The sequence below is a fragment of the Bacteroidales bacterium genome (assembly GCA_012517825.1).
Lineage (GTDB): Bacteria > Bacteroidota > Bacteroidia > Bacteroidales > JAAYUG01 > JAAYUG01.
Genome location: JAAYUG010000137.1, coordinates 1 through 25,826, shown reverse-complemented (window position 1 = coordinate 25,826; position 25,826 = coordinate 1). Strand labels below are relative to the sequence as shown.

Annotated in this window: 24 protein-coding genes; 11 read left to right on the top strand and 13 right to left on the bottom strand. The window is 45.6% G+C overall.

The annotated features are described in order from the left end of the window. Positions 1-45: 45 nt before the first annotated feature. Positions 46-756, top strand: coding sequence for a response regulator transcription factor (locus tag GX419_09480; GenBank protein ID NLI24923.1), 711 nt, complete (start codon positions 46-48; stop codon positions 754-756). 92 nt (positions 757-848) lie between these two features. Then, positions 849-2,036, top strand: a complete 1,188-nt coding sequence (locus tag GX419_09475) for an aspartate aminotransferase family protein (protein NLI24922.1) — start codon at positions 849-851, stop codon at positions 2,034-2,036. A 113-nt stretch (positions 2,037-2,149) separates the two neighbouring features. On the opposite strand, the gene GX419_09470 is transcribed toward GX419_09475, so the two are convergent. Continuing rightward, entirely contained in the window at positions 2,150-2,356 is a 207-nt protein-coding gene (locus tag GX419_09470; GenBank protein ID NLI24921.1) for a hypothetical protein, read from the bottom strand. A gap of 73 nt (positions 2,357-2,429) precedes the next feature. On the opposite strand from GX419_09470, the gene GX419_09465 reads away from it, so the two are divergent. Beyond that, the gene (locus GX419_09465) at positions 2,430-3,272 is read left to right on the top strand and encodes a hypothetical protein (protein ID NLI24920.1); all 843 of its coding nucleotides are present in this window, start codon (positions 2,430-2,432) and stop codon (positions 3,270-3,272) included. Between the two features lie 84 nt (positions 3,273-3,356). Further along, positions 3,357-5,405, top strand: a complete 2,049-nt coding sequence (gene htpG / locus GX419_09460) for a molecular chaperone HtpG (protein NLI24919.1) — start codon at positions 3,357-3,359, stop codon at positions 5,403-5,405. Positions 5,406-5,450: 45 nt separating this feature from the next. Here htpG and GX419_09455 read toward each other — a convergent pair whose 3' ends face one another. Then, positions 5,451-5,975, bottom strand: a complete 525-nt coding sequence (locus GX419_09455; protein ID NLI24918.1) for a hypothetical protein — start codon at positions 5,973-5,975, stop codon at positions 5,451-5,453. 120 nt (positions 5,976-6,095) lie between these two features. Here GX419_09455 and GX419_09450 point away from each other — a divergent pair, with 120 nt between their 5' ends. Further along, on the top strand, positions 6,096-7,289 hold the full coding sequence (locus GX419_09450) for a pyridoxal phosphate-dependent aminotransferase (protein NLI24917.1): 1,194 nt from the start codon (positions 6,096-6,098) through the stop codon (positions 7,287-7,289). 37 nt (positions 7,290-7,326) lie between these two features. Continuing rightward, positions 7,327-8,142, top strand: a complete 816-nt coding sequence (locus GX419_09445) for a M48 family metalloprotease (GenBank protein ID NLI24916.1) — start codon at positions 7,327-7,329, stop codon at positions 8,140-8,142. 16 nt (positions 8,143-8,158) lie between these two features. Here the strand turns inward: GX419_09445 and GX419_09440 are convergent, their stop codons facing one another. From GX419_09440 to tsaD, 10 genes are all read right to left on the bottom strand, one after another. Then, on the bottom strand, positions 8,159-8,482 hold the full coding sequence (locus GX419_09440) for a type II toxin-antitoxin system PemK/MazF family toxin (protein NLI24915.1): 324 nt from the start codon (positions 8,480-8,482) through the stop codon (positions 8,159-8,161). After that, positions 8,473-8,718: an AbrB/MazE/SpoVT family DNA-binding domain-containing protein gene (locus GX419_09435; protein ID NLI24914.1), complete on the bottom strand. Its 246-nt coding sequence runs from the start codon at positions 8,716-8,718 to the stop codon at positions 8,473-8,475. Before GX419_09435 ends, GX419_09440 begins: the two co-directional genes overlap by 10 nt. 67 nt (positions 8,719-8,785) lie before the next feature. Continuing rightward, positions 8,786-9,397, bottom strand: a complete 612-nt coding sequence (locus tag GX419_09430) for a fumarylacetoacetate hydrolase family protein (protein ID NLI24913.1) — start codon at positions 9,395-9,397, stop codon at positions 8,786-8,788. A gap of 7 nt (positions 9,398-9,404) precedes the next feature. After that, positions 9,405-10,211: a 3'-5' exonuclease gene (locus GX419_09425; GenBank protein NLI24912.1), complete on the bottom strand. Its 807-nt coding sequence runs from the start codon at positions 10,209-10,211 to the stop codon at positions 9,405-9,407. 271 nt (positions 10,212-10,482) lie between these two features. After that, complete coding sequence (dnaN, locus tag GX419_09420; protein NLI24911.1) at positions 10,483-11,610, bottom strand: DNA polymerase III subunit beta; 1,128 nt, start codon at positions 11,608-11,610, stop codon at positions 10,483-10,485. A gap of 170 nt (positions 11,611-11,780) precedes the next feature. Continuing rightward, a complete protein-coding gene (locus GX419_09415) occupies positions 11,781-12,770 on the bottom strand; it encodes a hypothetical protein (GenBank protein NLI24910.1) in 990 nt (329 codons plus the stop codon). Between the two features lie 3 nt (positions 12,771-12,773). After that, on the bottom strand, positions 12,774-13,493 hold the full coding sequence (locus GX419_09410; GenBank protein NLI24909.1) for a hypothetical protein: 720 nt from the start codon (positions 13,491-13,493) through the stop codon (positions 12,774-12,776). 144 nt (positions 13,494-13,637) lie between these two features. Next, positions 13,638-15,113, bottom strand: a complete 1,476-nt coding sequence (locus tag GX419_09405; protein NLI24908.1) for an outer membrane beta-barrel protein — start codon at positions 15,111-15,113, stop codon at positions 13,638-13,640. Between the two features lie 182 nt (positions 15,114-15,295). Continuing rightward, positions 15,296-15,670, bottom strand: a complete 375-nt coding sequence (locus GX419_09400) for a DUF1987 domain-containing protein (GenBank protein NLI24907.1) — start codon at positions 15,668-15,670, stop codon at positions 15,296-15,298. A 122-nt stretch (positions 15,671-15,792) separates the two neighbouring features. Next, positions 15,793-16,809, bottom strand: coding sequence for a tRNA (adenosine(37)-N6)-threonylcarbamoyltransferase complex transferase subunit TsaD (gene tsaD / locus GX419_09395; GenBank protein NLI24906.1), 1,017 nt, complete (start codon positions 16,807-16,809; stop codon positions 15,793-15,795). Positions 16,810-16,969: 160 nt separating this feature from the next. On the opposite strand from tsaD, the gene GX419_09390 reads away from it, so the two are divergent. From GX419_09390 to GX419_09375, 4 genes are read left to right on the top strand one after another with little or no spacing between them, the layout of a single operon-like run. Then, complete coding sequence (locus GX419_09390; protein ID NLI24905.1) at positions 16,970-21,340, top strand: translocation/assembly module TamB; 4,371 nt, start codon at positions 16,970-16,972, stop codon at positions 21,338-21,340. Positions 21,341-21,394: 54 nt separating this feature from the next. Further along, on the top strand, positions 21,395-22,096 hold the full coding sequence (locus GX419_09385; protein ID NLI24904.1) for a MotA/TolQ/ExbB proton channel family protein: 702 nt from the start codon (positions 21,395-21,397) through the stop codon (positions 22,094-22,096). Positions 22,097-22,103: 7 nt separating this feature from the next. Beyond that, the gene (locus GX419_09380) at positions 22,104-22,502 is read left to right on the top strand and encodes a biopolymer transporter ExbD (protein ID NLI24903.1); all 399 of its coding nucleotides are present in this window, start codon (positions 22,104-22,106) and stop codon (positions 22,500-22,502) included. Further along, a complete protein-coding gene (locus tag GX419_09375) occupies positions 22,499-23,290 on the top strand; it encodes a TonB family protein (GenBank protein NLI24902.1) in 792 nt (263 codons plus the stop codon). Before GX419_09380 ends, GX419_09375 begins: the two co-directional genes overlap by 4 nt. A 12-nt stretch (positions 23,291-23,302) precedes the next feature. On the opposite strand, the gene murB is transcribed toward GX419_09375, so the two are convergent. After that, positions 23,303-24,313, bottom strand: a complete 1,011-nt coding sequence (gene murB / locus GX419_09370) for a UDP-N-acetylmuramate dehydrogenase (GenBank protein ID NLI24901.1) — start codon at positions 24,311-24,313, stop codon at positions 23,303-23,305. A gap of 266 nt (positions 24,314-24,579) precedes the next feature. Between murB and GX419_09365 the strand changes: the two genes are divergently transcribed. Further along, positions 24,580-25,680 (top strand): glycosyltransferase family 4 protein, encoded by a 1,101-nt coding sequence (locus GX419_09365; GenBank protein ID NLI24900.1) that lies wholly within the window; start codon positions 24,580-24,582, stop codon positions 25,678-25,680. Positions 25,681-25,826 lie beyond the last annotated feature (146 nt).

Sequence of the window (25,826 nt, the reverse complement as noted above, 5' to 3'; positions counted from 1 at the left end):
CTGCAACACCGGCAAATTAACTTCACCCTAAAACTAACATAGCCTATGAATTGTATTATAGTTGATGATGATAAGCTCTCCATCAGGGTTTTGGAAGAATTTGTCCGGAAAACCTCCGATCTTCACCTGATGGGGTCGTTTACCAGCGCAATTGATGCCATTAATTTCATCAACACCCATCCTGAAGAGGTGAACATTATTTTTCTTGATATAGAAATGCCCGAGATGTCAGGAATTGATCTACTTGAGGTGGTGAGCAATCCTCCGCAGGTTATCATTGTCTCTTCCAAAGAAAAATATGCATTGAATGCCTTCGATTATGACGTGACCGACTACCTGCTGAAGCCGGTGCACTACAGCCGTTTTTTCAAAGCCATTGAGCGGGCAAGAAAAAAGTCAGCCCAGATTGCCGTTGATCAGATCAGCAAGGATGAAATTTTCATCAAAAAGAACTCTTCCCTGGTTCGTTTAAAATATGATGAAATACTCTGGATTGAGGCGCTGGAGAACTATGTCATCTTTAATACCTTCAACGACCGGTTTACCATTCATTTCACCATGAAGGCGATTGAACAGAGGCTTCCGGCAAAGAAGTTCACGCGGGTTCATCGTTCTTTCATTGTAAATACCAGCAGCATCAACCTCATTGAAGATAATGCCATTATTATCAAAACCCAGGACGGGCCCAAATCAATTCCTATAGGGAAGTCGTACCGTGACAAACTGATGAACGACATCAACCTGATGGCAAAATAGGTTGCCCCGGGAATCATGCTCCGGGTTTTTTGCGCCCATTCATCTGGAGAGGATTTCTAATGACAGAATTTATTGCTTATCGGGATCAGATTATGGAATCAGCACGAAGCATATTTTTCCGTCACATTGCGCAGACTTCAGATTCTCCGCTGGCTCTTGAGATTGACCATGCCGGCGGGATGTACCTTTACGGGACGGATGGGAAACGCTATATGGATCTTATCTCCGGTATTTCTGTCAGTAACCTGGGTCATTCGCATCCTGCCATTGTAAGGGCTATACAGGAACAGGCCGGACGTCATCTGCATCTGCTGGTGTATGGTGAGCTGATACAGGCTCCTCAGGTTGATCTGGCAGGCCTGCTTGCCGCGAACCTTCCTGTACAACTGGATACCATCTACTTTGTAAATTCAGGTGCTGAAGCTGTTGAAGGTGCCCTCAAGCTTGCCAGGCGCTATACAGGCCGCCATGAAGTTGTTGCCATGAAAAATGCCTACCACGGCAGTACGCACGGAGCCCTAAGCGCCACCGGCAATGAGGAACTGAAAAGAGCATACCGCCCGCTGGTTCCCGGCTTCAGGCATATTGAACTGAACGATGTACAAGGACTTCAGGCCATTTCTTCAAAAACGGCGGCAGTAATCATTGAGCCGGTTATGGGGGAAGCCGGAGTGCGGCCGGCAGATCCGGAATGGGTAAAAGCATTACGCCAGCGATGCAATGAAACAGGTTCCCTGTTGATTTTTGATGAAATACAGACAGGTTTCGGGCGAACCGGCACTTTGTTTGCCTTTGAGAAACTCCGGATCATTCCCGATATCCTCCTGCTTGCCAAGGCACTCGGAGGAGGAATGCCCCTGGGCGCTTTCATAACTTCATCCGAAATCATGTGTGTTATTTCTCATTCTCCCGCTCTGGGCCACATTACTACCTTCGGAGGACATCCGGTATCCTGTGCAGCAGCTTATGCTCACCTCAATGAACTGCTTGCTTCAAAAATTATAGCCACAGTTTTAGAAAAGGAACAGCTCTTCAGGATACTGCTTATCCACCCCCTGATCAAAGAAGTACGGAGTGCCGGGCTGCTGATGGCTGTTGAACTCGGTTCTGCGTCCCTTGTTCATAAAGTTATTGCCCGCGCGCTTGAGAGAGGACTTCTTCTCGATTGGTTCTTGTTCTGCGATACGGCACTGCGCCTGGCTCCGCCACTGATAATCACCGAAGAAGAAATCGAAAATGCCTGCCAGATTATTCTGGAAGTGCTGAATGAATTTTCCTGATGCCTCTAGATGTCTCTGTTGGTCTGTTTTTTTGCTCAGGTGTTGGCTGGACTGCGTGTGCCGATCCGTTAAGGAAATACAGGGATGCAGAAAACGAAATTCTTGCTTACCCTTTACTCTTTTTTCTTTTTATAAAACAAAATTCCTCCAAACAGCATCCCGTAAAGAGTCATAAGATACGGGTTGGATTTTAAAGGACAGGTACCCGTACGGCAACCGATAAAATGATAGTACAGATACCCTGCTACGGCACCCAGTCCAATACCTGCAATGAATCGGAGAGTAAACGTGCGTTTAAGCCATGCTTTGATTCCAGTCATTTTTTTGGTGCTATTTTTGCTGTAAAGATAAGGAATAAATTCGACACAAATGGATGTATATAGATATATTCATATGAATAAGATTCTTTTTGTCTTCTTTCTGCTGGGTCTGGTATCATTTATGCCTTCTGTCTCCCTTGAGGGTCAGAGCTATACCATGTCAGCGGAAGAAAAGGAACTGAACCTTCTTTTCGGGCGCATGCAGAAAGCACCTGACGACCAAACCAAACGGCAGATCAATGATACGATTGTAATGAAGTTTGGAGAGATACTCAGTCGGCCCGAATCGTTTGGAATAAAGTTCGATTCTCTCCGTTACTGCGGAAAGGTTGTTTCTTCTGATGGTGTGGTGCGTATATTTACATGGAACATGGTTTTATCAGACCTCCGGCATCAGTACTTTGGCTTTTTACAGGTAAACAAACCGGGGAGGGAGGGAAGGAAGACCTATTTTCTCAAGGACTCGGAGGATCTGGAGAAGGACGCCGAAAGAAAGGTGTATACGCCGGAACACTGGTACGGTTGTTTGATTTATAAGATCCTTTACAATCGTTACCGGGGAGAAGAAATCTATACCCTGCTGGCATTGGATTACAATAACCTGCTGTCGAATAAGAAGATAATTGATGTCCTCTGGTTTGATGAAGACAACAAACCGGTATTTGGAAAGCCGGTCTTTCAGGATGAAAAAGGAAAACTGACCAACAGAGTGATTTTTGAATACAATGCACAGGCCGTAATGGGGCTGAAATGGAACGAACGCCTTCAGATGATTGTTTATGATCATTTATCGCCTGTGAAGCCTGAATTTGAAGGAAACTACAAATTTTACGGACCTGATTTTTCCTTTGATGCATATCGCTTCGACAAAGGGATCTGGGTGTATGTTCCTGATGTGAATGTTCTTAATGACTGAGGCTCTGTGTGACGCTTTGACAGAGTAGGCTTCATGGCATAATGTTTGTAAAATGAACAGCCGGTAAATAAAATAATTTTGATTATGCAGAAAGGTACTATTGGTGTATCAACCGAGAACATTTTTCCCATTATCAAGAAGTTTCTCTATTCCGATCATGAAATTTTTCTCCGCGAGCTGATTTCCAATGCAGTGGATGCTACCCAGAAGCTGAAAACCCTTGCTTCGGTAGGTGAATTCAAGGGCGAAACAGGAGATACCACCATCCGGGTGAAACTGGATAAAAAGAAGAAGACTCTCACTGTTTCCGATTCCGGCGTTGGTATGACAGCTGAAGAGCTCGACCGGTATATCAATCAGATCGCTTTGTCGAGCGCCGAAGAATTTCTTGAAAAATACAAGGCCCAGGCCAACCCCATCATCGGCCATTTCGGACTGGGTTTCTATTCTGCCTTCATGGTGTCGGAGAAAGTGGAAATCATAACAAAATCTTATAAGGAAGATGCCAAAGCGGTTCACTGGACCTGTGACGGAAGTCCGGAATATACCATGGAGGAAACAGAGCGTGAAGGCAGAGGCACCGATGTGATTCTTCACATTGACTCCGATTCAAAGGAGTTTCTGGAAGAAGACAGGATCATGGGCATACTGAAAAAATATTGTCGTTTTCTGCCGGTTGAAATCGCGTTCGGAAAGGAAAAGGAATGGAAAGACGGGAAGGAAGTTGAAACCGACAAAGACAGGATTATCAACAATACAAAACCTGCCTGGACACGCAAACCTTCTGAACTGAAAGAGGAAGATTATAAGGAATTTTACCGCGATCTCTATCCTCTGGCAGAAGAACCTTTGTTCTGGATTCACCTGAATGTGGATTATCCGTTCAATCTTACCGGCATTCTTTATTTTCCAAAGATCAAGAGCAATATTGACATCCAGAAAAACAAGATCCAGTTATACTGCCGGCAGGTATTTGTAACCGATTCAGTTGAAGGAATTGTGCCTGACTTTTTGACATTGCTTCATGGAGTTCTTGATTCTCCTGATATTCCGCTGAATGTTTCGCGCAGTTATCTGCAGAGCGACAGCAATGTTAAGAAAATCTCCGCCCATATTACAAAAAAGGTAGCCGACCGTTTGCAGGAAATTTTCCAGAACGACAGGGCTACCTTCGAAAAGAAATGGGATGACCTGAAGCTCTTCATTTACTATGGCATGATTACCGAAGAGAAATTCAGTGAACGGGCCGAAAAATTCGCCTTGCTCAAGAATACTGACAACAAATATTTTACCCTCGAGGAATACAAGACCCTGATAAAGGACCAGCAGACCGACAAATACGGCAATCTTGTTTATTTGTATGCCACGAATGTGGATGAGCAGTATAGTTTTATTGATTCGGCCAGGTCAAGAGGGTATGATGTGCTGGTAATGGATGGTCAGCTGGATGTGCACTTCGTAAATCATCTGGAGCAGAAGCTTGAGAAATCGCGTTTTGTGCGTGTGGACGCCGATGTGATTGATAAGCTCATTCAGAAGGAAGAAGCCAGGGAGGCTAAACTGAGCAAGGCAGAACAGGATGATCTGGTTCCTGTTTTCAAAAGCAACCTGCCCGAAAAAGACAATTACCTGGTTGTTTTTGAAAGCCTTTCGGAAAACGATCAGCCGGTTCTTATTACCCAGAATGAGTTTATGCGGCGCATGAAAGATATGGCCGCACTGGGCGGAGGAATGTCGTTCTACGGAAATATGCCCGACAGTTACAGCCTGGTTGTCAATGCCAATCATCCTTTGGTGCTTCGGGTTGCTCAGGAAAAGTCATCCCGGCTGGCTGAAGTTCTTTCAGCAATTGATAAGGAACTGAAACCGCTGGAACAGGAACTGGAAAACCTCCGGAAGTCGATGGCCGGCAAAAAAGATGAGGAGATTCCCGTAGCCGATAAAGACAGAAAGGAAGAACTGGAGAAAAAAACAGAGGAACTAAAGAACCGGCGCAACGAAAAGCTCCGGGAATTCGGCAAAGAATATCCTCTTGTAAAACAGCTTATCGACCTTGCACTTCTGGCCAATGGCATGCTGAAAGGAGAAGATCTCAGCCGGTTTATCAAACGGTCGGTTGAGTTGATTCAGTAATTCTTTAAAATCAGCTGCTCAGGTTGGTTTTCAGAACCGGATGGATCAGAACAGTTTTTCTGTTTCTCTTTTAATGTAGTCAATGGCAATGGTGGTGGGCTGTTTATCCATGCTCATGACAGCCTCCAGGATGGCTTTGCTCAGGTTGAAGGAGGGTCCGTCCGGCTCAATGTTGTCGGCCGCCGAATTAATGAGTTTAATCAGGTTGCTTCGTGCCGATTTTACCAGTTCCCAGGCTTCGGGGCTGATATAAATCTGCTGGGAAAGGTTGTGTTCAAATTCTGCCCGTATGTTGGCGATCAGTTCGCTCTGCAATTGCCGGGCTGTCATACCGGGTCGGTTAACCCTCATTATCAGCGATTCGGGAGAAATGCGCTCCAGGAGAAGAACAATGCGCTCGTAAGCCTGCAGTCGGAGAGGAGTAATGAATTTGTAATTTTTCAGCGAAACTTCTGCCTTTCTTCTTTTTTCCTCATTCCGGAAGAAGAGCAGAATAACGGTGAGCGCCATGGCAAAAACCACCAGGGAGGGAAGAATGTATTTAAGAATTTCCAGAATATCATTTGCCATAGTGGGTAAGGTTTGATTGTACAAACTTACATTTTTTGAAACGATATTTGATAGAGGAAATTGATTTCAGAAGCAGGACTTTTTTCTTATTTTTAGCGGTTGAATCTTAAAACAGGCACCATGGAACTTCTTTCGGAACGTCTTCGCAGGCTTAAGCCGTCGGCCACCGTGGCCATGAATCAGAAAACAAAGGATCTGCAGGCTCAGGGAATTGATATCATCAATCTGAGTGTGGGGGAACCCGATTTCAATACACCGGATCATGTGAAGGAAGCTGCCAAAAAGGCTATTGATGAAAACTATTCCTTCTATACCCCTGTTGCCGGTTACCTGGAACTGAGGCAGGCCATTGTGCGCAAATTGAAACGCGAGAACAACCTGGAGTACAAGCCTGATGAAATTGTGGTTTCAAACGGGGCCAAGCATGCTATTGCCAATACCATAATGAGCCTTGTCGACAGGGGCGACGAGGTCATCATTCCTGCTCCCTATTGGGTTTCCTATGCCGATCTGGTAACTCTTGCCGAGGGAACCAATGTCATTGTGAAAACGCGTCTGGAAGACAACTTCAAGATGAGTGCTGAAATGCTCGAAAATGCTATCACCCCGCGTACAAAGGCATTGATTCTTTGTTCCCCGTCCAATCCTACGGGTAGTGTTTATAGCTATCAGGAAATGTCAACTCTTGCTGATGTTTTGCGCAGGCATCCCCGGGTGTTTGTTATTGCTGATGAGATCTATGAACACATCAATTTTGTTGGCCGGCATGTCAGCATGGCGCAGTTTGAAGGCCTCAAAGAAAGGGTCATTACGGTCAACGGTGTTTCAAAAGCCTATGCCATGACAGGCTGGCGCATTGGTTACATGGCGGCAGCCCCCTGGATCGTTAAAGCATGCATAAATCTGCAGGGACAATTTACTACCGGCGCCTCATCCATTGCACAGCGTGCTTCCATTGCTGCCCTCGACGGTGATCCGCAGGTGGTGGAAAATATGCGCCAGGCATTTGAAAGGCGAAAGAAGCTGATTGTTGCACTGGCAAACCAAATTCCGGGCATCCGGCTTGCTGTCCCGGATGGTGCGTTTTATATTTTCCCTGATGTAAGTGCCTTCTACGGAAAACAATACAACGGATTTGTAATTAAAAATTCAGACGATATGTCTCTTTTTCTCCTTGATCAGGGACATATTGCCACGGTGCCTGGGAGTGCATTCGGAGAAGATACCTGCATACGGATTTCCTACGCAACATCCGATGAGAAGATTTCGGAGGCAATGCGCCGGATGAAGGAAGCTCTTGCCCTGCTGCAGTGATTCTTACTTGTCTTACTTATGCTTAAAAAATTATACCATGAAAACCTCTGTTGGCAGAATGGTAAGGAAGGCTCTGGTGATGCCTTTTGCTCTGGTTTTACTGTTTTCCTGTTCAAAGGATGATAAAAGCATCAATCTGTTTACTGTTGATCAGGATATTGAACTGGGACAGCAGATGAAACAGGAAATTGCCTCGAAGCCTGATGAATATCCCTTGCTCGACAGGACACAGTATTCTGCGGCCTATCAGCATATTGAGCGTATTCGGGACAACATTCTTGCTTCAGGAAAGCTGAAATACAAAGACCGGTTTGCCTGGGAAGTGTACATTATTAAAAACGATTCGGTGCTGAATGCTTTTGCCTGTCCGGGCGGGTATATGTATTTTTATACAGGGATCATTAAATTTCTTGACAACGAAGCCCAGTTAGCCGGTGTAATGGCGCATGAGATGGCACATGCCGACCGGCGGCATTCCACCGATCAGCTGACCAAGGTGTATGGTATTCAGATTCTGCTGGGTATTCTTCTGGGCAACAACCCAACCCAGCTGGAACAACTGGTAGCAGGTCTGGCCAGTGGTTTGTCTACTCTTGCCTTCAGCCGGCAGCATGAATACGAGGCGGATGAATATGCAGTAAAGTATTTATACGCTACCGATTATCATGCACCGGCCCTTGGGGATTTCTTCATAAAAATGGGTAATGCCCCTCGTCCGCCGGCATTTTTGAGTACCCATCCTGATCCGGGCAACAGGGTGGACGCTATTAATAAAGTGTGGCAAAGCCTGGGAGGCAAAAGCGGAGAATTATTCCAGTCGCGCTATCAGGATTTCAAAAATACTCTGCCCTAAGAATAAGGGATTGGGATTAATCAACAAATGTTTCTTTAATAATCTCTTTTATCCTGATAATCTCTTTACCTGAAAGTTTCTCAAATGATTTTACGACACGAACCTTGTCAATGGTCCTGATTTGATCAATTGCTATCCATCCTTCTTTCTTGTTGTGTTTGATCTTGATGCGAGTGGGGTAATTCTTTGACTTGGTAGTCATCGGTGCAATTACAATAGTGTTCAGGTTGTTATTGATTTCATCCGGTGAAATGACTACGCATGGCCGGGTTTTCTTAATCTCACTTCCGATGGTTGGATCCAGATTGACCAATACTATCTGATATTGCTTTATTTCCATTCTTCGTGATCTTCGTCATGAAAAACATCCGGCACAATTAATTTATCATCGCCATTGTCATGCATTTTTTTAAAGGCTTTATCCCATCCTTTCCTTGGTTTTGCCTTAGGTTTAAGAACAATATGATCTTTTTCGAGGATAACTTCTAAAACATCCTTGATATCATATTTTTCCAGGATTGTCTTACTCAATCTTATCCCTTTCGAATTACCAATTTTTATGACAGCGACGTCCATATAAAGTACATTTGTGCTTACAAAGTTATTACATTTTTATGATTTTATTTTTTAAAACGATATGTTGTTAAATGATCCTGAAGTTCAGCATCAGTTTGTCTTCCAGAAAGGCCTGCAGACGGTCTTCTTTCTGAACAGGACCGACTCCGGGAGGGGTGCCGGTAAAAAGGAGATCGCCGGTCTTAAGGGTAAAAAACCTGGATACGTAGGCAATCAGTTCATCAAAACCGAACAACATGTCAGAGGTATTGCCCTGCTGAACGGTTTTTCCATTGATTTCGAGACGGAACGAAATTCTTTTTGGATCAGGGATATTGGCAAGAGGAATAAAGGAACTCACCGGGGCTGATCCTTCGAAGGCCTTTGCCATTTCCCACGGAAGGCCTTTTTCTTTGGCTTTCTGCTGGAGATCGCGGGCAGTAAAATCAATTCCGATACCTATTTCCTTATAATATCGATGTGCGAACCGGGGCGCTATAAACCTGCCGACGCGGCAAATGCGCAATACTATTTCTGTTTCGTAGTGGATTTCATTTGAAAAGGGAGGGTAGAAAAAAGGCTTGTTGTTGACGAGCAGTGAAGTATCAGGTTTGAGAAAAAACACAGGTTCTGAAGGGACGGGATTGTTCAGTTCCTTTGCATGTTCCGCATAGTTGCGGCCTATACAGATGATTTTCATTACGGTATTACTTTTTCATTTTCCTCAGTTTGATGGCAGTAAGAATTTTCTTTGTATAGGAAGGAAAATCTCCGTTCATCATCCATCCGTAATAAGCAGGATCTTTTTCCAGCACTTCCTCCACACTCATTCCCTTGTATTTTCCGAAGTTGAATCGTTCCACTCCCTTTTCATCGTAAATGATGCGTCCTGCGTAATCGGCATTGGTTGTGTGGGAAGAAAAACGGGCGAGTTGTTCGGTATCGTTGACAACCGGAATGCTTGTTTCTCCGTAAGGATCCTGATAAACAGCCCCCTGGTAGCGGTCGAGCTGGGCCATAAGAACTTCATAGGTAGCCCGTACATCGGCCTCGGCCGAATGGGCGTTTTCCAGCTCCTTGTTGCAGTAAAACCTGTAAGCTGCCGAGAGCGTTCGTTGTTCCATCTTCTGAAAAATAACATGCACGTCAATGATTCTTCTTTTTCTGGGGTCAAATTCCACATCGGCACGCAGGAATTCTTCCACCAGCAGGGGAATATCAAATTTGTTCAGATTGAAACCGGCAAGATCACAGCCTTCGAGAATATTGGCAAGAGTTTTTGCAATTTCTTTGAACGTTGGAGCATCTTTAACATCTTCGTTGGTGATACCGTGCACGGCCGTCGCTTTAGGGTCAATGGGCATCTGGGGATTCACCCTCCATGTTTTGCTTTCTTCCCTGCCATCGGGATAAACTTTGAGGATCGATACTTCCACTATCCGGTCGCGGGAAATGTTTACGCCGGTGGTTTCAAGGTCAATGAAAACAAGAGGGTTTTTAAGATTTAGCTTCATAACAGGTTTTTTTCATCCGTTTGTAAAGGTAGTAAAATCGGGAGGGGCGAAAAAGATTTCAGGACAAATCGGGATAATTTTCAGACATAAAAGGTTTGATCAATGAATCCGGCTGTTTTCAAAGTACTTTTCAATTCGTTGGATACATCAGCTCCTGACAAAATTGATCAGCCGGCTGGCAGATGGTACCAACCGGCTGATATGCAGAATTTTAGCACAAGTCCTAAGAATGAGATTCCGGGCCATACCGGCAGGAATTGGCTCACCTGATTTAACCAAGCATCATCGGCATGATCAGCATAAGGATATCCTCATTTTCCGAATCGTGTGTGGCCGGCAGTACAAGGCAGGCGCGCGAAGGATCGCCCAGTTCAAATACTACATCCTGCGAGGTGAGGTTTGAAAGGATTTCAATCAGGAAGGATGCCTTGAAACCGATTTCCATATCGTCTCCTTCAAAACTGCAGGGAAGTGTTTCATAAGCCGAAACAGAGAAATCGAGATCCTGAGCAGACACGGTCAACTGATTGCCGGTGAGCTGAAGTTTGATGAGATTGCTTGCCTGGTTTGAAAACACAGAAACCCGGCGAAGGCTGTTATAAAGTTCCAGTCGGTCAATAAACAGTTTGTTCGGATTATTGGGGGGAATAACAGCATGGTAATTCGGGTAGGTGCCTTCGATAAGCCTCGAAATAAGCTGGTAATCAGACAATGTAACAAAGGCATTCTTTTCATCGAATTCCAGTACAGTGGGTTGATCAGTTTTTGGGAGTATGTTTTTCAAAAGACCGGCCGGCTTTTTGGGCAAAACGAACGAACCGGTTATTCCCGGCCTGATGTCGGTTCTTCTGTAGCGGACCAGTTTGTGCGAATCACTGGATACGAAAGTAACGGCTTCGGGTTCAATTTCAACAAAAATACCGTTCATAATGGGCCTCAGTTCATCATCGCCCACGGCAAAAAGTGTTTTGGAAATACCCGAAAACAGGGCTTCGGCAGGAAGGGTAATGGCCTGCTTCTGTTCAGGCTTCAGGGATGGCAAAACGGGAAAATCGGCGCTATCCTGACCGGCAATGGAAAATTTACCGTTGGCTGAACGGATTTCCACTGTCAGGGTAGAAGGATTGATGTCAAAGTTCAGTGGCTGTTCGGGAAATTCTTTCAGTGTATCGAGCAAAATCTTGGCGGGAATGGCTATGCTTCCGCTTTCGGCAGCATTTTCAAGCTGCAACCCTGTTATGGCTGTTGATTCAAGATCGGAAGCGGTAATTTGTAAATGATTGTCTTTCAGGGTAAAAAGGAAATCATCCAGTATGGCCAACGTGTTCTTTGACGCAATAACCCGGCTGATAGCCTGAAGATGGTTATGCAACTGGTTACTTGAAACAATAAATTTCATAAGCGTTTATGTTAATCTGTTCAAAATCAAATTACAATTCTGTCAGTATCCCCCCTGAGACGGGGAGTCAATATTACAAAAAAATAGGGAACGGCAAATCAATAAGAAAAAAAATTCGAAACATCTGCCAGGTTTTGTTGGTATTGTCAAAGGTTATGGACGTAACCTTATTATTCCAGAAAATCAGAAGGTTCCATTAGGAGGTTGTCGAGATCAGTGTATTTAACCAGTAATATGTAACGGTCGCGGCTGCTTCTGGCGATGCAGAGGTAGGGATCCGGCCTGACCGAACCGGGGGTTCCGCTCAGGTACCTGTAAAATGCCACTGTTACGGAATCCGGAGTACAAACCGTTGTGAGGACAGCAAAAGGTTCCTGATTCAGTGACAATTCAATTGCTTTTGTCATGGATGAATCGTTTGGTATGGTTCCGGCGATCCTTCGGAGAGAAATCAGAAAATCCTTTAAAGTTAGCGATTTATCCGGTATCTTTCTGACCATACCCTGAAAATCAGTGAGAGACCAGGCAGAAGGGCCTGTTTTATTTAAGGAAAACGAAAGGTTTGGTTTGTCAGCATATTGCAGCCTTACTTCCTTTAAATCTCCCGCAGATAACGGATGCAGGGCTACGTCTTCCCAGAAATCAGTTTGTGCAGTAAAAATTCCGGCAGGGTTTCCCGGGAAACCAGGGATTACAAATGATACAGGTTTGCCATGTCCTTTCTGAAGGATGTAGGAACCTTCGGTATCGGAAACCACAAAGTAATGCCTGACAGGGCTTTTCCCTGCCAGGAAGATGGCCTGTGTCCCTTCGCTTTCCATCCTCTTTTTTACTGCACGGGCCTTTGTGCCTGGCAGGGGAGCCTTAATGGAAATGGATGCTGCTGCCTGAAGAAAGGATACGACAAGTCCTGGTTTTGCAGGTATTGAATCGTTTACAAACCATTCATTATCTCTTTTCACCAGGTGCAATGCAACAGAGTTTTCAGGCCTGGAGAGAGGGCCCTGCAGAATGATTTCCGAGATTCTCGCCGGATCAGGCAGAGCAAGATTCTGCATTTCCGGCCCGAGTGTACTGTACCTGTTGCGCAAAAGGTTATAAACAGTCAGGGCGAGGAACAGTAAAAAAATGAGGAGTATGATAAGTCTGCTGTTTCGCATGGTTTATCTGATATCTTTTGTTTTGCGGTAGATGCAGGTGACAAGTTCACACAAATCGCAGTTATAATCGTTGTAAACAACGTTTTTGCCAATACCGATTACTCCGCTGACCGTCTTGATCGGATTCATCAGGGCAGAGTCATTCAGTGTGACGTGGCAGAATCCGGACGGGAAGAGGCGGAAAAGGTCGAACTGCCCGGCAGTTTCCCACCCGCAATAACCTGGGCTGTAGCGGTTGGTGATTTCGTAGCCCATTGCTTTCATTTCTTTACGGAACGATTCCTGAATCATATCCATTGCCTTTTCAACTGCCGCGGAACCAATTGTGTCATAAATATATCCTTCCAGCAGATTTCCGTTCTGCATGTGCTCCTTTGATATTTCACCGATTTTATTCCCTGCCGTACACAGGAAGACAGCTATTTTTTCCGACCCTTTCAGTTCGCGGAATATCTTAGCTTTGACCCGGAGCTGGTTGCCATTGATCAGCAACGACTTTGTGGTTTCGTCCATAATAACATCGTACAGAAGAAGGCCGCCTTCGATTTGTATAAGCGACCCGGCTTGTTTTAGAGCTTCCTGAAGGAGAGTATCAATTGGCGGAACCAGGTCCTTTGGTTCATATCCCATTACCCTGGCCGTTTCTTCAATGGTCATTTGAAGATCTCCGAAAGGAATACGGAATTGCCTTTTTTGAGGGTAAGTGTTTTCCTGCTTATTCATTTCGTATGGTTCAGACCTATCTGGAGGCAAAATTACCGGAAATATCCTGTAAAAAAGCAAAATGGCAGAATTTTGTTTTTCCTGAAAAAAGAAAACGCCTCAGCGGGCAATTGAGGCGTTTTCAGGATAGCCGGAATTTTTTGCTTACAGGCTGATATCAACACCTGCGGAGAAAATCACAGTTTTCTTGAAGTATTCATCTTTGGCAGGCACGTTGTTGGCCCCTATGGGAACGGTGTAATCTTTGGAACCTTTATCATACATGGTGTAAGCATATCCGAGGTTGATTCCGATCTTTTCATTGAGCTTAAAAAGAAGGCCGCCGCCAATTGTATTGGACGTCAGGCTGAAGCTCTGATCGCTCTGGTAATTTTCTTTTACGCCTGTCTGAGCATGCAGGAATCCGGCACTTACAAGGAATTTTTCTGTAATACTGTATTCAGCTCCGAAGGCAATTTCGTAAAAGTTTTTGTCGATAACTTTATCGTTGGTAACAGGCTGGCCTTCGAGTGATTTTCCGTAGTCGGCATTCTTGTCGAAGTAGTAATTGTATGACACAGAAAGCTTTAATGAGGGCAGAACATTGTAATCAAGACCTGCCGCAAGCATAGCCGGCATATCGCTGTTAATGGTTGAGTCTTTTTTGAACAAACCGCCTCCATCTTTATTGTCGTTGATGGAAGTTTTTACTTTCATAGCAGTTTTGAATTCATATTTAAGGGCAATGTTCAGTTTTTCCATGGGTGAGAAGTGCAGGCCCAGAAGAGGAGTGAAGCCGGTTCCTGTTTGTTCGGCATCAACTTCCTTGTCGCCGGTCTGAACATCAAGTACGGCTGCGGTTCCCTGCAGAGTTGCCTTGGTTGTTGCATCAAGGCCGGGAGTACTGGCAACGGTTCTGAGGTAGGTTCCCGGAGTCTGCCATCCGCCGTAGTTGGCAGGAGCCTCGATCTTGTAATCTTTCAGGAACCCTTTGTATGTATTTTTTGCTGTTACATAACGGGCACCTACAGCCACACCAAGCATATCAGTTACCTGGTAGGTGGCGTTAAACTGGTATCCGAAGTATACTGAGGTTCCTTCAAAATTGGTGGAGAACTGGTATCCGGTTACATTTCTGAAATGGGGGTCAGTTCCGGTAGCTGCAGCAATAGCCTGATCAAGAGGTGCCAGACTGCCCTGGAGAATAGGAACCACGGTTGAGAGCGGTACTTCAAAGGAAGGAAGGCCATTGTCGTATTTGGCACCGCCACCTCCGCCTACCGGGTTAAAGCCGAAGGAGAAAGCCAGTTTGTCCATTTTGTACACGGCATAAACGCCGGGGAACACAGGAGCCGAAACCTTTCCTTCGTATTTGAAGGGATTGGTGCTCAAATAGTTGAATGTGGTCGTCACATCCTTGTTTTGCAAAATGGTCTGGTTATTCAGGGAAAAATGCAGTCCGTTGTTCAGCTTTCCGAGTCCGGCAGGGTTAAAATATACTGCATCGATTCCCGTGGATGCATTCCGTGAAAGGGTACGCACCCAGGATGCACTCTGGTTGGTGTTGGTAACGATGCCACCTCCCAGTACATAACCGGCTGTGAAAGCCACGGCCAGTGTGGTTAACAGGATTTTTTTCATAGGAGTTAGGTTTAATATTCCGGGCCTAATTTAAATCTATTATACGAAATAGCAAATTGGAGCATTTTTTTTACCGTGAGCGGAACGGGAGTTTTATCTGACCGGTGCAGGCTAAAAACAGGAAAAGCGGTTTTTGCAGGGAGGACCAGACGGGGATAAAACCTATCCGTTCTGCAGGGTGCTTATTCCACTTCGATAAACTGAAACGGTATTCCAAGAATGGAGGCATAATATTGCCCGCGCTCAAGAACATCGTCGTCACCCTGTTCGTAATACCAGTTGACGATGAGGCTTTTGTTCTGGTTCTTGAGCTGGGTGAGTTCCTTCAACAGGTGAAGTATGGCAACTGCCGAGTCGCTGTTGGAATATTCAAGTTTAATGTTTATGACCGTTTGATCAGCGGGATTTTTGCAGTATTCGAATACCCACATAAACAGAGCGTCGTAAAAGCGCGGAGCATCTTCCATTACGGAACGGCCTTCAATGGTAATTTCTCCCGTGGCTTTCATTCTGATTTCCGGGGTACGTTTGGTTCCCTCAATGTGAAGGTCTTCCATTCGGGCAGGATTAACTCACTAAAAATACAAAAATATTTTAATTGACAAAAACCGAAGATGAAACAACGATAATTTTGACGCGTTCCGTATGTTTTTTTGTCGCCTGCACCTCACCGGGAAGTTCATTCAGACCTTGTCAGGGGAACGATATCGTGGCCGGAAAACATTTTTTCCCTGAATTTGTAATAGCCCGTAATGGCAATCATAGCCGCATTGTCGGTGGTAAAACGGGCCGGAGGAATAAACAGTTCCCATCCATATTGTGAAGCAAGGGCCTGCATTCTTTTCTGAAGTCCGCTGTTAGCGGCCACTCCTCCCGCCAGTGCAATCTGGTGAATGCCCGACTGCCGGCCGGCGGCTACCACCTTTTCAGCCAGGATATCTACAATGGTGTACTGAAGACTTGCACATAAGTCGGGAAGATGCTTCTCAATGAAGGAAGGATCTTCTTTCACCTTTTCCTGAAGGAAATAGAGAAACGAAGTTTTCAATCCGCTGAAACTGAAATCAAGGCCAGGTATTCTTGGTTTACTGAAGGAAAATGACGTCGGGTTTCCTTCCTTTGCCAGCCGGTCAATAACGGGTCCGCCCGGATAGGGCAGGCGCATGAGCTTGGCGCATTTGTCAAAAGCTTCACCGGCAGCATCATCCAGGGTGCGTCCCAGCACTTCCATCGAAAGGTGGCTGTTGACCTTCACCAGCTGGGTATGCCCCCCTGATACAAGAAGGCACAGAAAAGGAAAATCGGGCTGATGAAGGGTTTTGTTGTGTTCCTTAATGAAGTGAACCAGTATGTGAGCCTGCAGGTGGTTTACTTCAATCAGCGGTTTCCCGAGGGCAAGAGACAACCCCTTGGCAAAGGAGGTTCCGACGAGAAGTGCTCCCATCAGACCCGGGCCGCGGGTAAATGCCAGCCCGTCAATATCTTCCGGCTTCAACCCTGCATCTTTAAGAGCTTTGTCTACAACAGGAACTATATTCTGCTGATGCGCACGGGAAGCCAGTTCGGGTACTACTCCGCCATAACTGCGATGCACTTCCTGCGTGGCAATAACCGATGAAAGAAGGTAGCCATCCTGAACCACGGCAGCTGCGGTTTCATCGCAGGAGGATTCTATGCCTAAAATGCTTACATTCACGATGGTTAAAATAAACTATTTTTTATTTCTTTGCGTTTACCTTACAAACGGCCAAATTATCAAAAAGTTTTTCAAAATATTTCTTTGGTTTTTTCTGGGAATTATTTCCATTCCCCTGGCCGCCTTTTTGCTTTTACAGTCTGAAAATATTCAGACCTTCGTGGTCAAAAACATCTCCCACAGGCTGTCCGGGTCACTCGGAGCTCCGATTACCCTCGACCGTGTTTCCATAGCGTTTCCCAACAAAATTATAATCTACAATCTTTGCATTCAGGATCAGGGTCACGATACACTGCTGTATGCTCCTGCCTTTACGGCAAAACTGGGAGGAATTAACCTCTGGAATAAACGTATCAGTTTCACCAGATTACAGGCTGACAACCCATATATCCGTCTGGCCTCTGATTCCACAAAGACGTTGAATCTTCAGTTTATTATTGATGCATTGAAGAGTAGAGGAGATACTTCAGGTAAAAAACTCCAGCTTTCGTTTCACACCATCCGGTTTTCGGATGCAAAATTCAGATTATCCATCTGGAATGAGGAGAATGTTGAAAAAAAAGGCATCGATTTTTCTGATTTGGAAATGGATTCATTGAATCTCCTCATTGTTGGATTGCAAAACAAGGGCGACAGTGTCAGTTTTCTTTTACGGGAATTTTCGGGCATTGAGAAAAGCGGGTTCTGTCTTGAACGGATGGAAAGTCTTTTAAGTATCAGCAAACATTTCTTGCATTTCAAGGATGTACTTCTCAATACTCCTCTCTCGCAAATCGAAGCTCCCTATATATTTTTCGATTTTGATTCACTTTCCCAGTTCAGAAAAGGTGTTTTTGGTCAGAAGGTTTTTATGCGCATCAAAATTGACAAGGGAAATCTTCACATGCAGGACCTGGGATATTTTGCGCCTTCGTTAAGCAATATTCCCCATGCCGTGCGGTGTTCAGGGACTATATCGGGCCTGTTGAGTGATGTGCGGATAAGAAACCTGTTCATAGGTTACAACCGGGAGACTGTTTTTGCCGGAAATGTTGATATGACAGGCCTTCCGGACATCAGGCACACCTATATTAATGTGAAGGTAAATCGTTTTACTACTTCTCCGGGAGATGCAGAGAGTCTCCAGTTGCCCTGGATCCGCAAGAAAATCAGTCTGCCCGAAACGCTCCACCGACTGGGTAAAATACAGTATCAGGGCAAATTCACCGGGTTTTTTGATGATTTTGTTACCTACGGAACACTTTCTACCCGGCTTGGAACCCTTCGCAATGATCTTATCATTACCCATCAGGGCAAAAATCATTTAACTTTCAGGGGGAATATTGAAACCGGAAATTTTCTGCTCGGAGAACTTCAGGATCCGGGGAAAAGGAATCTGGGAATGATTTCATTCCGGGCCGAGGTGGACGGAGAGGAGAAGGATAATCATTTGCAGGCGCGGTTAAATGGTACCGTACCTTTGCTGGAGTTTAAAAATTATTCGTACACCAATATTCGTCTCGAAGGAACTTTTACGCGCAATACTTACGATGGTAGCATCTATATCAACGACCCGAATCTGTCAATGGATTTTCTGGGCCGGCTTGATTTTTCGAAAGAAACTCCGGAGTTTGATTTTACCGCCAACATTGCACGGGCGAATCTTTTTCCCCTGCACCTTGTGAATAAAGATACGGCTCTTACGGTTTCGTGCATTCTTACGGCGAATTTTGTGGGCAATAACGTCAGCAGCCTTAACGGGGACATAAAGCTGCTGAATGCGCGATTTGCGCGGCCCGGGCAGTCGCTCATGCTCTATAATATGATCCTCAGTGCTACCCGGCAGGGCGACAAGGGAAACCTTACCCTGCATTCCGATGTTCTTGATGCCAGCCTTGAAGGGGTATATGATTTTGGTGCTCTTGGCTCATCCCTGACCCATATAGCCGGGGCATTTCTGCCTTCCGTCAGTTCTCAGGGGATGAACAAGGCAAACGGCAGGAATAATTTTTCCTTCCGTATTAATATAAGTAATCCCGGAGAAGTGCTGTCCTTCTTCGCCCCTTCTTTGCAAATGGCGGAAAACACCTCGGTGGAAGGCAAAGTGAACAGCCTGGAAAACCTTGTTTATCTTCAGGGGTCTTCATCGCAAATAGCCTGGAAGGATTTTGACTTCTCCAAATTTTCCCTCCTCGTGCAGCCTGTCAATAATACCTTTACCATACTTTTCCGCACCGATCAGTTTACTTTTCATAAGAAGATGGCCTTTGCCGATGTCCGGGGAAAGCTGGAGATGCGGAACGACAGCATTTATGTCAATTTACAGAATCCACTAACAGCAGGGCTGAACAAGGGACAATTATCCGGTACAGCCAGTTTCACACGAAAACCTGGCGGCAGGGTTCTGGTGCGAACGGATATTTCTCCCTCTTCTTTCGAAGTGGATGATGAAAAGTGGGTTATCGAACCGTTTACCATGGTTTTCGATTCGGCTTATTTTGAAGTTGATGGTCTGCGGATGCATAACGGTAAGGAAGAGATTGCTGCCTCAGGTGCTGTTAGCAGCAGTGACAGCAATCAGTTGGTAATGAATATGAAGGACCTTCAGGCGCGAAGGCTTAATCTGTTCACTGCAGATAAAGGATTTTCGTTTTCCGGCCTCATCAATGGGAACGCTTCCCTGCAGAAACTCTTCGATAACGGACGGTTTCTCGGTGATTTCACAATTGACAGCCTGGGTATTAATGGTGAAATCCTTGGAAATACCAGGGTGCAGAGTCTGTGGAATCAGCAGTCAAAGAAGATTGACCTGCTCATACGTTCTTACCGTGGTAATCTTCTGTCTCTGGAAGGAAAGGGAGATTTTGTTCCCGAATCCGGGAAAATTGATGTGGATTTATCTCTCAGCAAGATGCGGGTCAACATTCTTAAACCGTATCTTTCAAAGGTCTTTTCTGATCTTAACGGATTGGCTACCGGCAGATTGCACCTGGGAGGAACTGCAAAGGCGCTGGAACTGGATGGCGACCTCGACGTTCAAAAAGCTTCCTTTATGGTCGATTACCTGCAAACGCGGTATTCGTTTACCGATAAGATTGCCATTGAAAAAAACAGGATACTTTTAAATAACGTCACGGCCTTTGATGAAAACGGGAACAAAGCTTCAATAAATGGCTACATCTTTGGAAACAGGCTCAAAGAATGGAGCATGAACATTTCAATTGCGGCCCGGAATTTACTTTGCCTCAATACGACATCGAAGGACAACTCCCTGTTTTACGGAAGAGCTGTGGCCACAGGCAATATCACCATTTCAGGGATAGTTCCCAACCTGAAGATGAACATTACTGCAAGAACAGAAAAAGGTACCCAGTTCAATATTCCTCTTAATACAACTCAGGAAATTACTGAAATTCCTTTCATTGTTTTTAAGGGAAAAAGTTTACGCACAACCGAAAAAACGAATGTTCAGCCACCATTGACTCCCGGTTTGCAGGGTATGGAACTGAATTTTGAACTTACCATTACACCCGATGCCGAAGCCCAGATTATTTTTGATCCCAAAATTGGTGACGTAATCAAAGGACGGGGCAATGGAAATATAAAAATGGAAATAAGTACCAACGGCAAATTCAGAATGTATGGCGACTATGTTATTGAAGAGGGGGATTACCTTTTCACGCTTCAGAATGTGATCAACAAACGATTCAGGGTAGAAAGAGGGGGAACGGTTTCGTGGAACGGGGATCCCAAGGATGCCAACCTCAATATTAAAGCTATATATCCCGTCAAAACCTCACTGTATGAATTGCTGGTTGACGCTACCGAGCAATATAAACGAAGAATTCCGATTGAGTGCCAGATATTTCTCACTGACAAGCTGATGAACCCGACAATACGGTATGATATTTACCTTCCGACCGCCGAGGATGAACTGAGGAACAAGGTGAAAAATGCTATCAATACACAGGAAGAGCTTAGCAAGCAATTCCTTTCGCTTTTGATTCTGAACAGTTTCATGCCCAGTGCAGAACGCTCAGCAAGTGGTACGGGAATCAGTACTCCTACCGGACTTGGCTCGGCCAGTGTAGGTGTTACCGGAAGTGAACTGTTATCAAACCAGCTTAGCAACTGGCTTTCGCAGCTCAGCAGGGATGTGGACATTGGCATCAACTACCGCCCGGGTGATGAGATAACCACCCAGCAGGTCGAAGTGGCATTGTCAACCCAATTGCTGAACGACCGGATTACAATAAACGGGAACCTCGATGTTGGCGGAAACGAAATGGTCGCCAATAATGCCACCAATACTTCGAACATTGCGGGCGATTTCGTGGTCGATATCAAACTGAATGAATCGGGAACACTGAAGCTGAAAGCATTCAACCGGGCCAACAACAGAATATTGTACGATTATGCACCCTATACTCAAGGTATTGGTGTTTCATACAGTGAACAGTTCAATTCTTTTGGCGAATTGTTGAAAAGGTACCTGAGAAAATTGAGCGGAAAAAAGGAAGAAGAAGTATCTTTGCCCGACAACGTGCAATAAGTTAAATAGAAAACCGTTACAGTTGATTAAAGCCAACAGAACATGATGCCTGAAATGATGATTATGAACCTGCTTATGCAGATCAGCACCCGTGCTGCTGCTGATTCAGCTTATGCCCACGGAGCCAAGGAGATAAGCCTTTCATACTGGGACCTTATGCTGAAAGGTGGGCCGGTAATGATTCCTATCGCTATCCTTTCGGTGATTGGCATATACATTTTTGTGGAAAGATATTTTGCCATAAGGGCTGCGGCAAAAGTGGACCAGAATTTTATGAACCGGATCAAAGACTATATCCATGACGGGAAAATTGAAGCCGCGGTTGCTTTATGCCAGTCAATGCCCAATCCCGTTGCCCGGATGATAGAAAAAGGCCTGCTCCGTATTGGCCGTCCGCTGAGTGACGTTAATACGGCTATTGAAAACGTTGGCCAGCTCGAAGTCTATAATCTGGAAAAAGGTCTGCCCACCCTGGCAATTGTGGCCGGTGGCTCTCCGATGCTCGGGTTTCTGGGAACCGTCAGCGGAATGATCAGAGCATTCTACGATATGTCAATGGCCGGGAACAATATTGATATTACCTTGCTTTCAAGTGGTATCTACGAGGCCATGGTAACAACCCTCGCCGGTCTTGCTGTGGGAATTATTGCTTACTTTGGCTATAATATACTGGTAGCTAATGTCGAAAAGGTGGTAAACAATCTGGAAGCTACTTCCGTTGAATTTATGGATCTGTTGAATGAACCTGTGAAATAACCCGTCTATGGCCATTAAATCGCGCAATAAACGAAGCATAGAATTCAGCATGGCATCCATGTCGGATATGGTGTTTCTGTTGCTTATCTTTTTTCTCATCTCCTCTACCATGATCTCTCCCAATGCCCTCAAATTGCTTCTTCCCCAGAGCAACAGCCAGGTTCAGGCCAAACCGGTAACCACGGTCAGTATTACCCGTGACCTTCAGTTTTATTATGAAACTACCCGGGTAGATTTTGAACAATTGGAACCTTTACTCAAGGCCAAGCTGTCAGGAACTCAGGATCCAACAGTTTCGTTGCATGTTGACCGCAGTGTACCCATGGAACAGGTTGTCCGCGTAATGAATATTGCCCAGCGCAACCGCTTCCGGCTAATACTTGCCACAGCGCCCGAAGAACGATGACCGACATATTTGAACATAAGAAAGGTTTGATCGGTACCGTGATTGCCCACGCAATTGCTGTCGTACTTCTTATGTTTTTCGGGCTTCGTACGCCTCTTCCCTTACCTGAAGAACAGGGAATCCTGGTTAATTTTGGTACCGATTTGCAGGGAACCGGCACCGTGGAGCCTCTCCAGAATGTTTCGCCGCCCCGGGAGGAAAAGACACAGCCGGCTGAAAAAAAAGAAGGGGTTCTTACCCAGGATTTTGAAGAAGCTCCGGTCATTGAAAAGAAACAGGAAACCAAAAAGCCGGTGCAGAAAAAAACAGAAACCAGGCCGCAGGTAAAACAGGAAGTGAAAGAACCTGTGAAGGAAGAGCCTAAACTGAATCCACGGGCTTTATATACAGGGAGGAAAACTTCAGGGGAACCATCCGCAAGTGAAGGAGAAGGTTTGTATAAAGGGAATCAGGGGGTTCCTGAGGGAAGCCCTGATGCCACAACCCACGGGCAGGGCAGTGGTACGGGAACAGGAGGAATCCAGTTTTCGCTCAGCGGGCGCAGTTATCTTTCCCTTCCCACTCCCGAGTATAAATATCAGGTGGAAGGAACAGTGGTTGTTGAGATTCTTGTTGACCGCGAAGGGAATGTCATTTCAGCCACACCGGGTGTAAAGGGATCCACCACCCTGAATGAGAATCTGCTTCAGGCTGCCAGAAATGCTGCACTGAAGGCAAAATTCAACCGGAAACCTGACGCTCCTGCCACCCAGAAAGGAACCATTACCTATCATTTTCTCCTCCAGTAGCGCATTGGCCGATTATATAATGCGCACTTCCGGTTCAAGGTTAATTCCGAATTGTTGATATACTGATGCCTGAACTGCATTGGCCAGTTCGAGTATTTCCCTGCCGGCAGCTGCACCGTAATTTACAAGAACCAGCGGCTGATGAGGGTGAACCCCGGCATCTCCTTTTCTGTATCCTTTCCAACCACATTTTTCTATCAGCCAGGCGGCAGGTAATTTGACAAACCCTTTTCCTGCCGGAAAGAAAGGAATATCAGGATTTTCTTTTACCAGGGCGGAAAAATCTTCTTCGGGAACGACAGGATTTTTGAAGAAACTGCCTGCATTTCCCACCTGAGCCGGATCGGGGAGCTTCCGGCGGCGTATGGCAATAACTGCCTGGCGGACAGCACGTATTCCTGGCCCTGCATACTGCCGCATTTCTTCCTTCAGGCCTTTGTACTCTGTGTTCAAAACAGGATGGAGGCTGAGGCGGAATCTCACCGACAGAATGATGGAGTTTCCGGCCATCTGATTTTTAAATATGCTCGTACGGTATCCAAAACCGCAGGCCTGCGATGGAAGGGTTTTTATGGTTTTCTCGTCGATGGAGTAGTAAGTAACTGATTCGATGCTGTTTCCGGCTTCAGTTCCGTATGCTCCGATGTTCTGTACGGGACTGGCACCAACAGTTCCCGGAATCAGGGAAAGGTTTTCCAGTCCGCCAAAGTTCCTTTCAACTGTCCAGTCAACAAATTCATCCCAGTTTTCACCCGCCGCCGCTTCAACAATCACATATTCCTTATTCTTATGTACCATCTGTATTCCGGTAAATCCTATCCGGAGAACCAGGCCTTCAAAGTTCTTGGTAAACAGAAGGTTGCTTCCGCCTCCCATAATCAGCAGGGATTCCTTCTGAGGCCATTCTGCAAGCACCTCAGGTATCTGCTCCGGATCGGTGCAGAAATAATAGTATCTTGCCTGCGCCTCAATACGGAAGGTATTCAGATTTCGGAGAGAGACATTCTCGGAAAATTTGATCATGCTTATGATTTCCTGCAAAGATAGTTTCTTAACCAACTACTTTTTCATTCTGCTGATGTTGAATTACTGATGACAGACCAGGAATGCACATCAGGCCGGCTGACGAACCAATGCGCAGTGGGTTGGCCCTGGGTGCAGGTATCAGGGCCAACCCCGCAGAAACGCTGTGAAAGCAGCCTGCCCGGGTACATTGCACATTTGTTGATGCGCAATGTGGAATAAATATAGTATTTTGGCTTACGTTATATAGAGCGGGTAGGAAGCTTATGAAAAGATCCATTGCCCTTGCGGTGACAAATGACCTGGCCACTGACCAGAGGTTGCACCGGATTGCGCATACCCTTTCGGAAAATGGGCTCCGGATTACACTGATTGGCCGCTGGCATAAAAATATCCCGGAGGCAGAACTTCCGTTTCGTGTTGTGCATCTGAATCCGATTTTCCAGGAAGGATTTCTTTTCTATGCATTTTTTAATATCCGACTGTTTTTTTATTTGCTTTTTCACCGCTTCGATGCAGTAACAGCCAATGATCTTGATACGCTTACAGCTTGTTATCTGGCCTGCCGGATCAAGCGTATCCCGTTGCTTTACGACAGCCATGAATATTTTACCGGACTGCCGGAACTGGTTGACAGGCCTTTTGTACGAAATGTCTGGAAGCTGATCGAGCGAATGTTCCTCCCCCGGATCCGTTTTTCCTCCACTGTTTGCAGACCTGTTGCTGAATTGTATTTTCAGCAGTACGGCGTCCACATGGAAGTAATCCGCAATGTTCCATGGTACAGACCATCCGTTACAGCTGAGAGAGAAAGCAAGGTACGCACCATAATCTATCAGGGGAGCATTAATGTCGGACGTGGCATTGAAAATGTGATAAGGGCGCTTCCTTTTCTTCCGGAGGTTCGCTTTGTCATAGCCGGAGATGGTTACCAGCGCCGTGAAATTGAAGGTCTTGTTCAGGCTGAAGGCCTTACGCGGCAGGTGCAGTTTGCGGGAAGGCTATTGCCGGATGAGTTATACCGGCAAACCCTGCAGGCTGATGTGGGAGTGTCACTTGAAGAGCGCATAGGCGACAATTATTATTTCGCCCTGCCAAATAAACTCTTCGACTACATTCAGGCACGCATACCGGTATTGGTATCTGCATTTCCGGCAATGAAAGAAATTGTTGATACTTATGGAATTGGTCTAACCACAGAATCACAGGCCCCGGAACATCTGGCTTCGCTTTTTCAGCAAATGTTGTACAATGAAGCATTGCGCCGCGAATGGAAAGTCAATCTGGAAAAGGCCGCTCATGACCTATGCTGGGAGAAGGAAAGGGAAAAACTTCTGAAGCTATACAGGCAGGCAAAGTTGATTTAATCGTTAAGTGGCCACCTAACGGGCTGCCCCAAAAAAGAACAGCAGAACAGTTATTCGTCTTCCCTGAAATTCTTAAGAATTCCGGATAAAGCTAACCGCATTTTTCTGCCGGCGGCAAGATACAGATGCTGGAACCGTGCAAAACG

What these genes read in the sequence shown, in the direction of transcription:
- GX419_09480 (NLI24923.1), top strand. Translation starts at nt 46, where the DNA reads ATGAATTGTATTATAGTTGATGATGATAAGCTCTCCATCAGGGTTTTG.
- murB (NLI24901.1), bottom strand. Translation starts at nt 24,313, where the DNA reads ATGATCAAATTTTCCGAGAATGTCTCTCTCCGAAATCTGAATACCTTC.
- GX419_09400 (NLI24907.1), bottom strand. Translation starts at nt 15,670, where the DNA reads ATGGAAGACCTTCACATTGAGGGAACCAAACGTACCCCGGAAATCAGA.
- GX419_09365 (NLI24900.1), top strand. Translation starts at nt 24,580, where the DNA reads ATGAAAAGATCCATTGCCCTTGCGGTGACAAATGACCTGGCCACTGAC.
- GX419_09475 (NLI24922.1), top strand. Translation starts at nt 849, where the DNA reads ATGGAATCAGCACGAAGCATATTTTTCCGTCACATTGCGCAGACTTCA.
- GX419_09385 (NLI24904.1), top strand. Translation starts at nt 21,395, where the DNA reads ATGATGATTATGAACCTGCTTATGCAGATCAGCACCCGTGCTGCTGCT.
- GX419_09450 (NLI24917.1), top strand. Translation starts at nt 6,096, where the DNA reads ATGGAACTTCTTTCGGAACGTCTTCGCAGGCTTAAGCCGTCGGCCACC.
- dnaN (NLI24911.1), bottom strand. Translation starts at nt 11,610, where the DNA reads ATGAAATTTATTGTTTCAAGTAACCAGTTGCATAACCATCTTCAGGCT.
- GX419_09445 (NLI24916.1), top strand. Translation starts at nt 7,327, where the DNA reads ATGAAAACCTCTGTTGGCAGAATGGTAAGGAAGGCTCTGGTGATGCCT.
- GX419_09405 (NLI24908.1), bottom strand. Translation starts at nt 15,113, where the DNA reads ATGAAAAAAATCCTGTTAACCACACTGGCCGTGGCTTTCACAGCCGGT.
- GX419_09430 (NLI24913.1), bottom strand. Translation starts at nt 9,397, where the DNA reads ATGAAAATCATCTGTATAGGCCGCAACTATGCGGAACATGCAAAGGAA.
- GX419_09470 (NLI24921.1), bottom strand. Translation starts at nt 2,356, where the DNA reads ATGACTGGAATCAAAGCATGGCTTAAACGCACGTTTACTCTCCGATTC.
- GX419_09465 (NLI24920.1), top strand. Translation starts at nt 2,430, where the DNA reads ATGAATAAGATTCTTTTTGTCTTCTTTCTGCTGGGTCTGGTATCATTT.
- GX419_09425 (NLI24912.1), bottom strand. Translation starts at nt 10,211, where the DNA reads ATGAAGCTAAATCTTAAAAACCCTCTTGTTTTCATTGACCTTGAAACC.
- htpG (NLI24919.1), top strand. Translation starts at nt 3,357, where the DNA reads ATGCAGAAAGGTACTATTGGTGTATCAACCGAGAACATTTTTCCCATT.
- GX419_09435 (NLI24914.1), bottom strand. Translation starts at nt 8,718, where the DNA reads ATGGACGTCGCTGTCATAAAAATTGGTAATTCGAAAGGGATAAGATTG.
- GX419_09380 (NLI24903.1), top strand. Translation starts at nt 22,104, where the DNA reads ATGGCCATTAAATCGCGCAATAAACGAAGCATAGAATTCAGCATGGCA.
- GX419_09410 (NLI24909.1), bottom strand. Translation starts at nt 13,493, where the DNA reads ATGAATAAGCAGGAAAACACTTACCCTCAAAAAAGGCAATTCCGTATT.
- GX419_09440 (NLI24915.1), bottom strand. Translation starts at nt 8,482, where the DNA reads ATGGAAATAAAGCAATATCAGATAGTATTGGTCAATCTGGATCCAACC.
- GX419_09455 (NLI24918.1), bottom strand. Translation starts at nt 5,975, where the DNA reads ATGGCAAATGATATTCTGGAAATTCTTAAATACATTCTTCCCTCCCTG.
- GX419_09415 (NLI24910.1), bottom strand. Translation starts at nt 12,770, where the DNA reads ATGCGAAACAGCAGACTTATCATACTCCTCATTTTTTTACTGTTCCTC.
- GX419_09375 (NLI24902.1), top strand. Translation starts at nt 22,499, where the DNA reads ATGACCGACATATTTGAACATAAGAAAGGTTTGATCGGTACCGTGATT.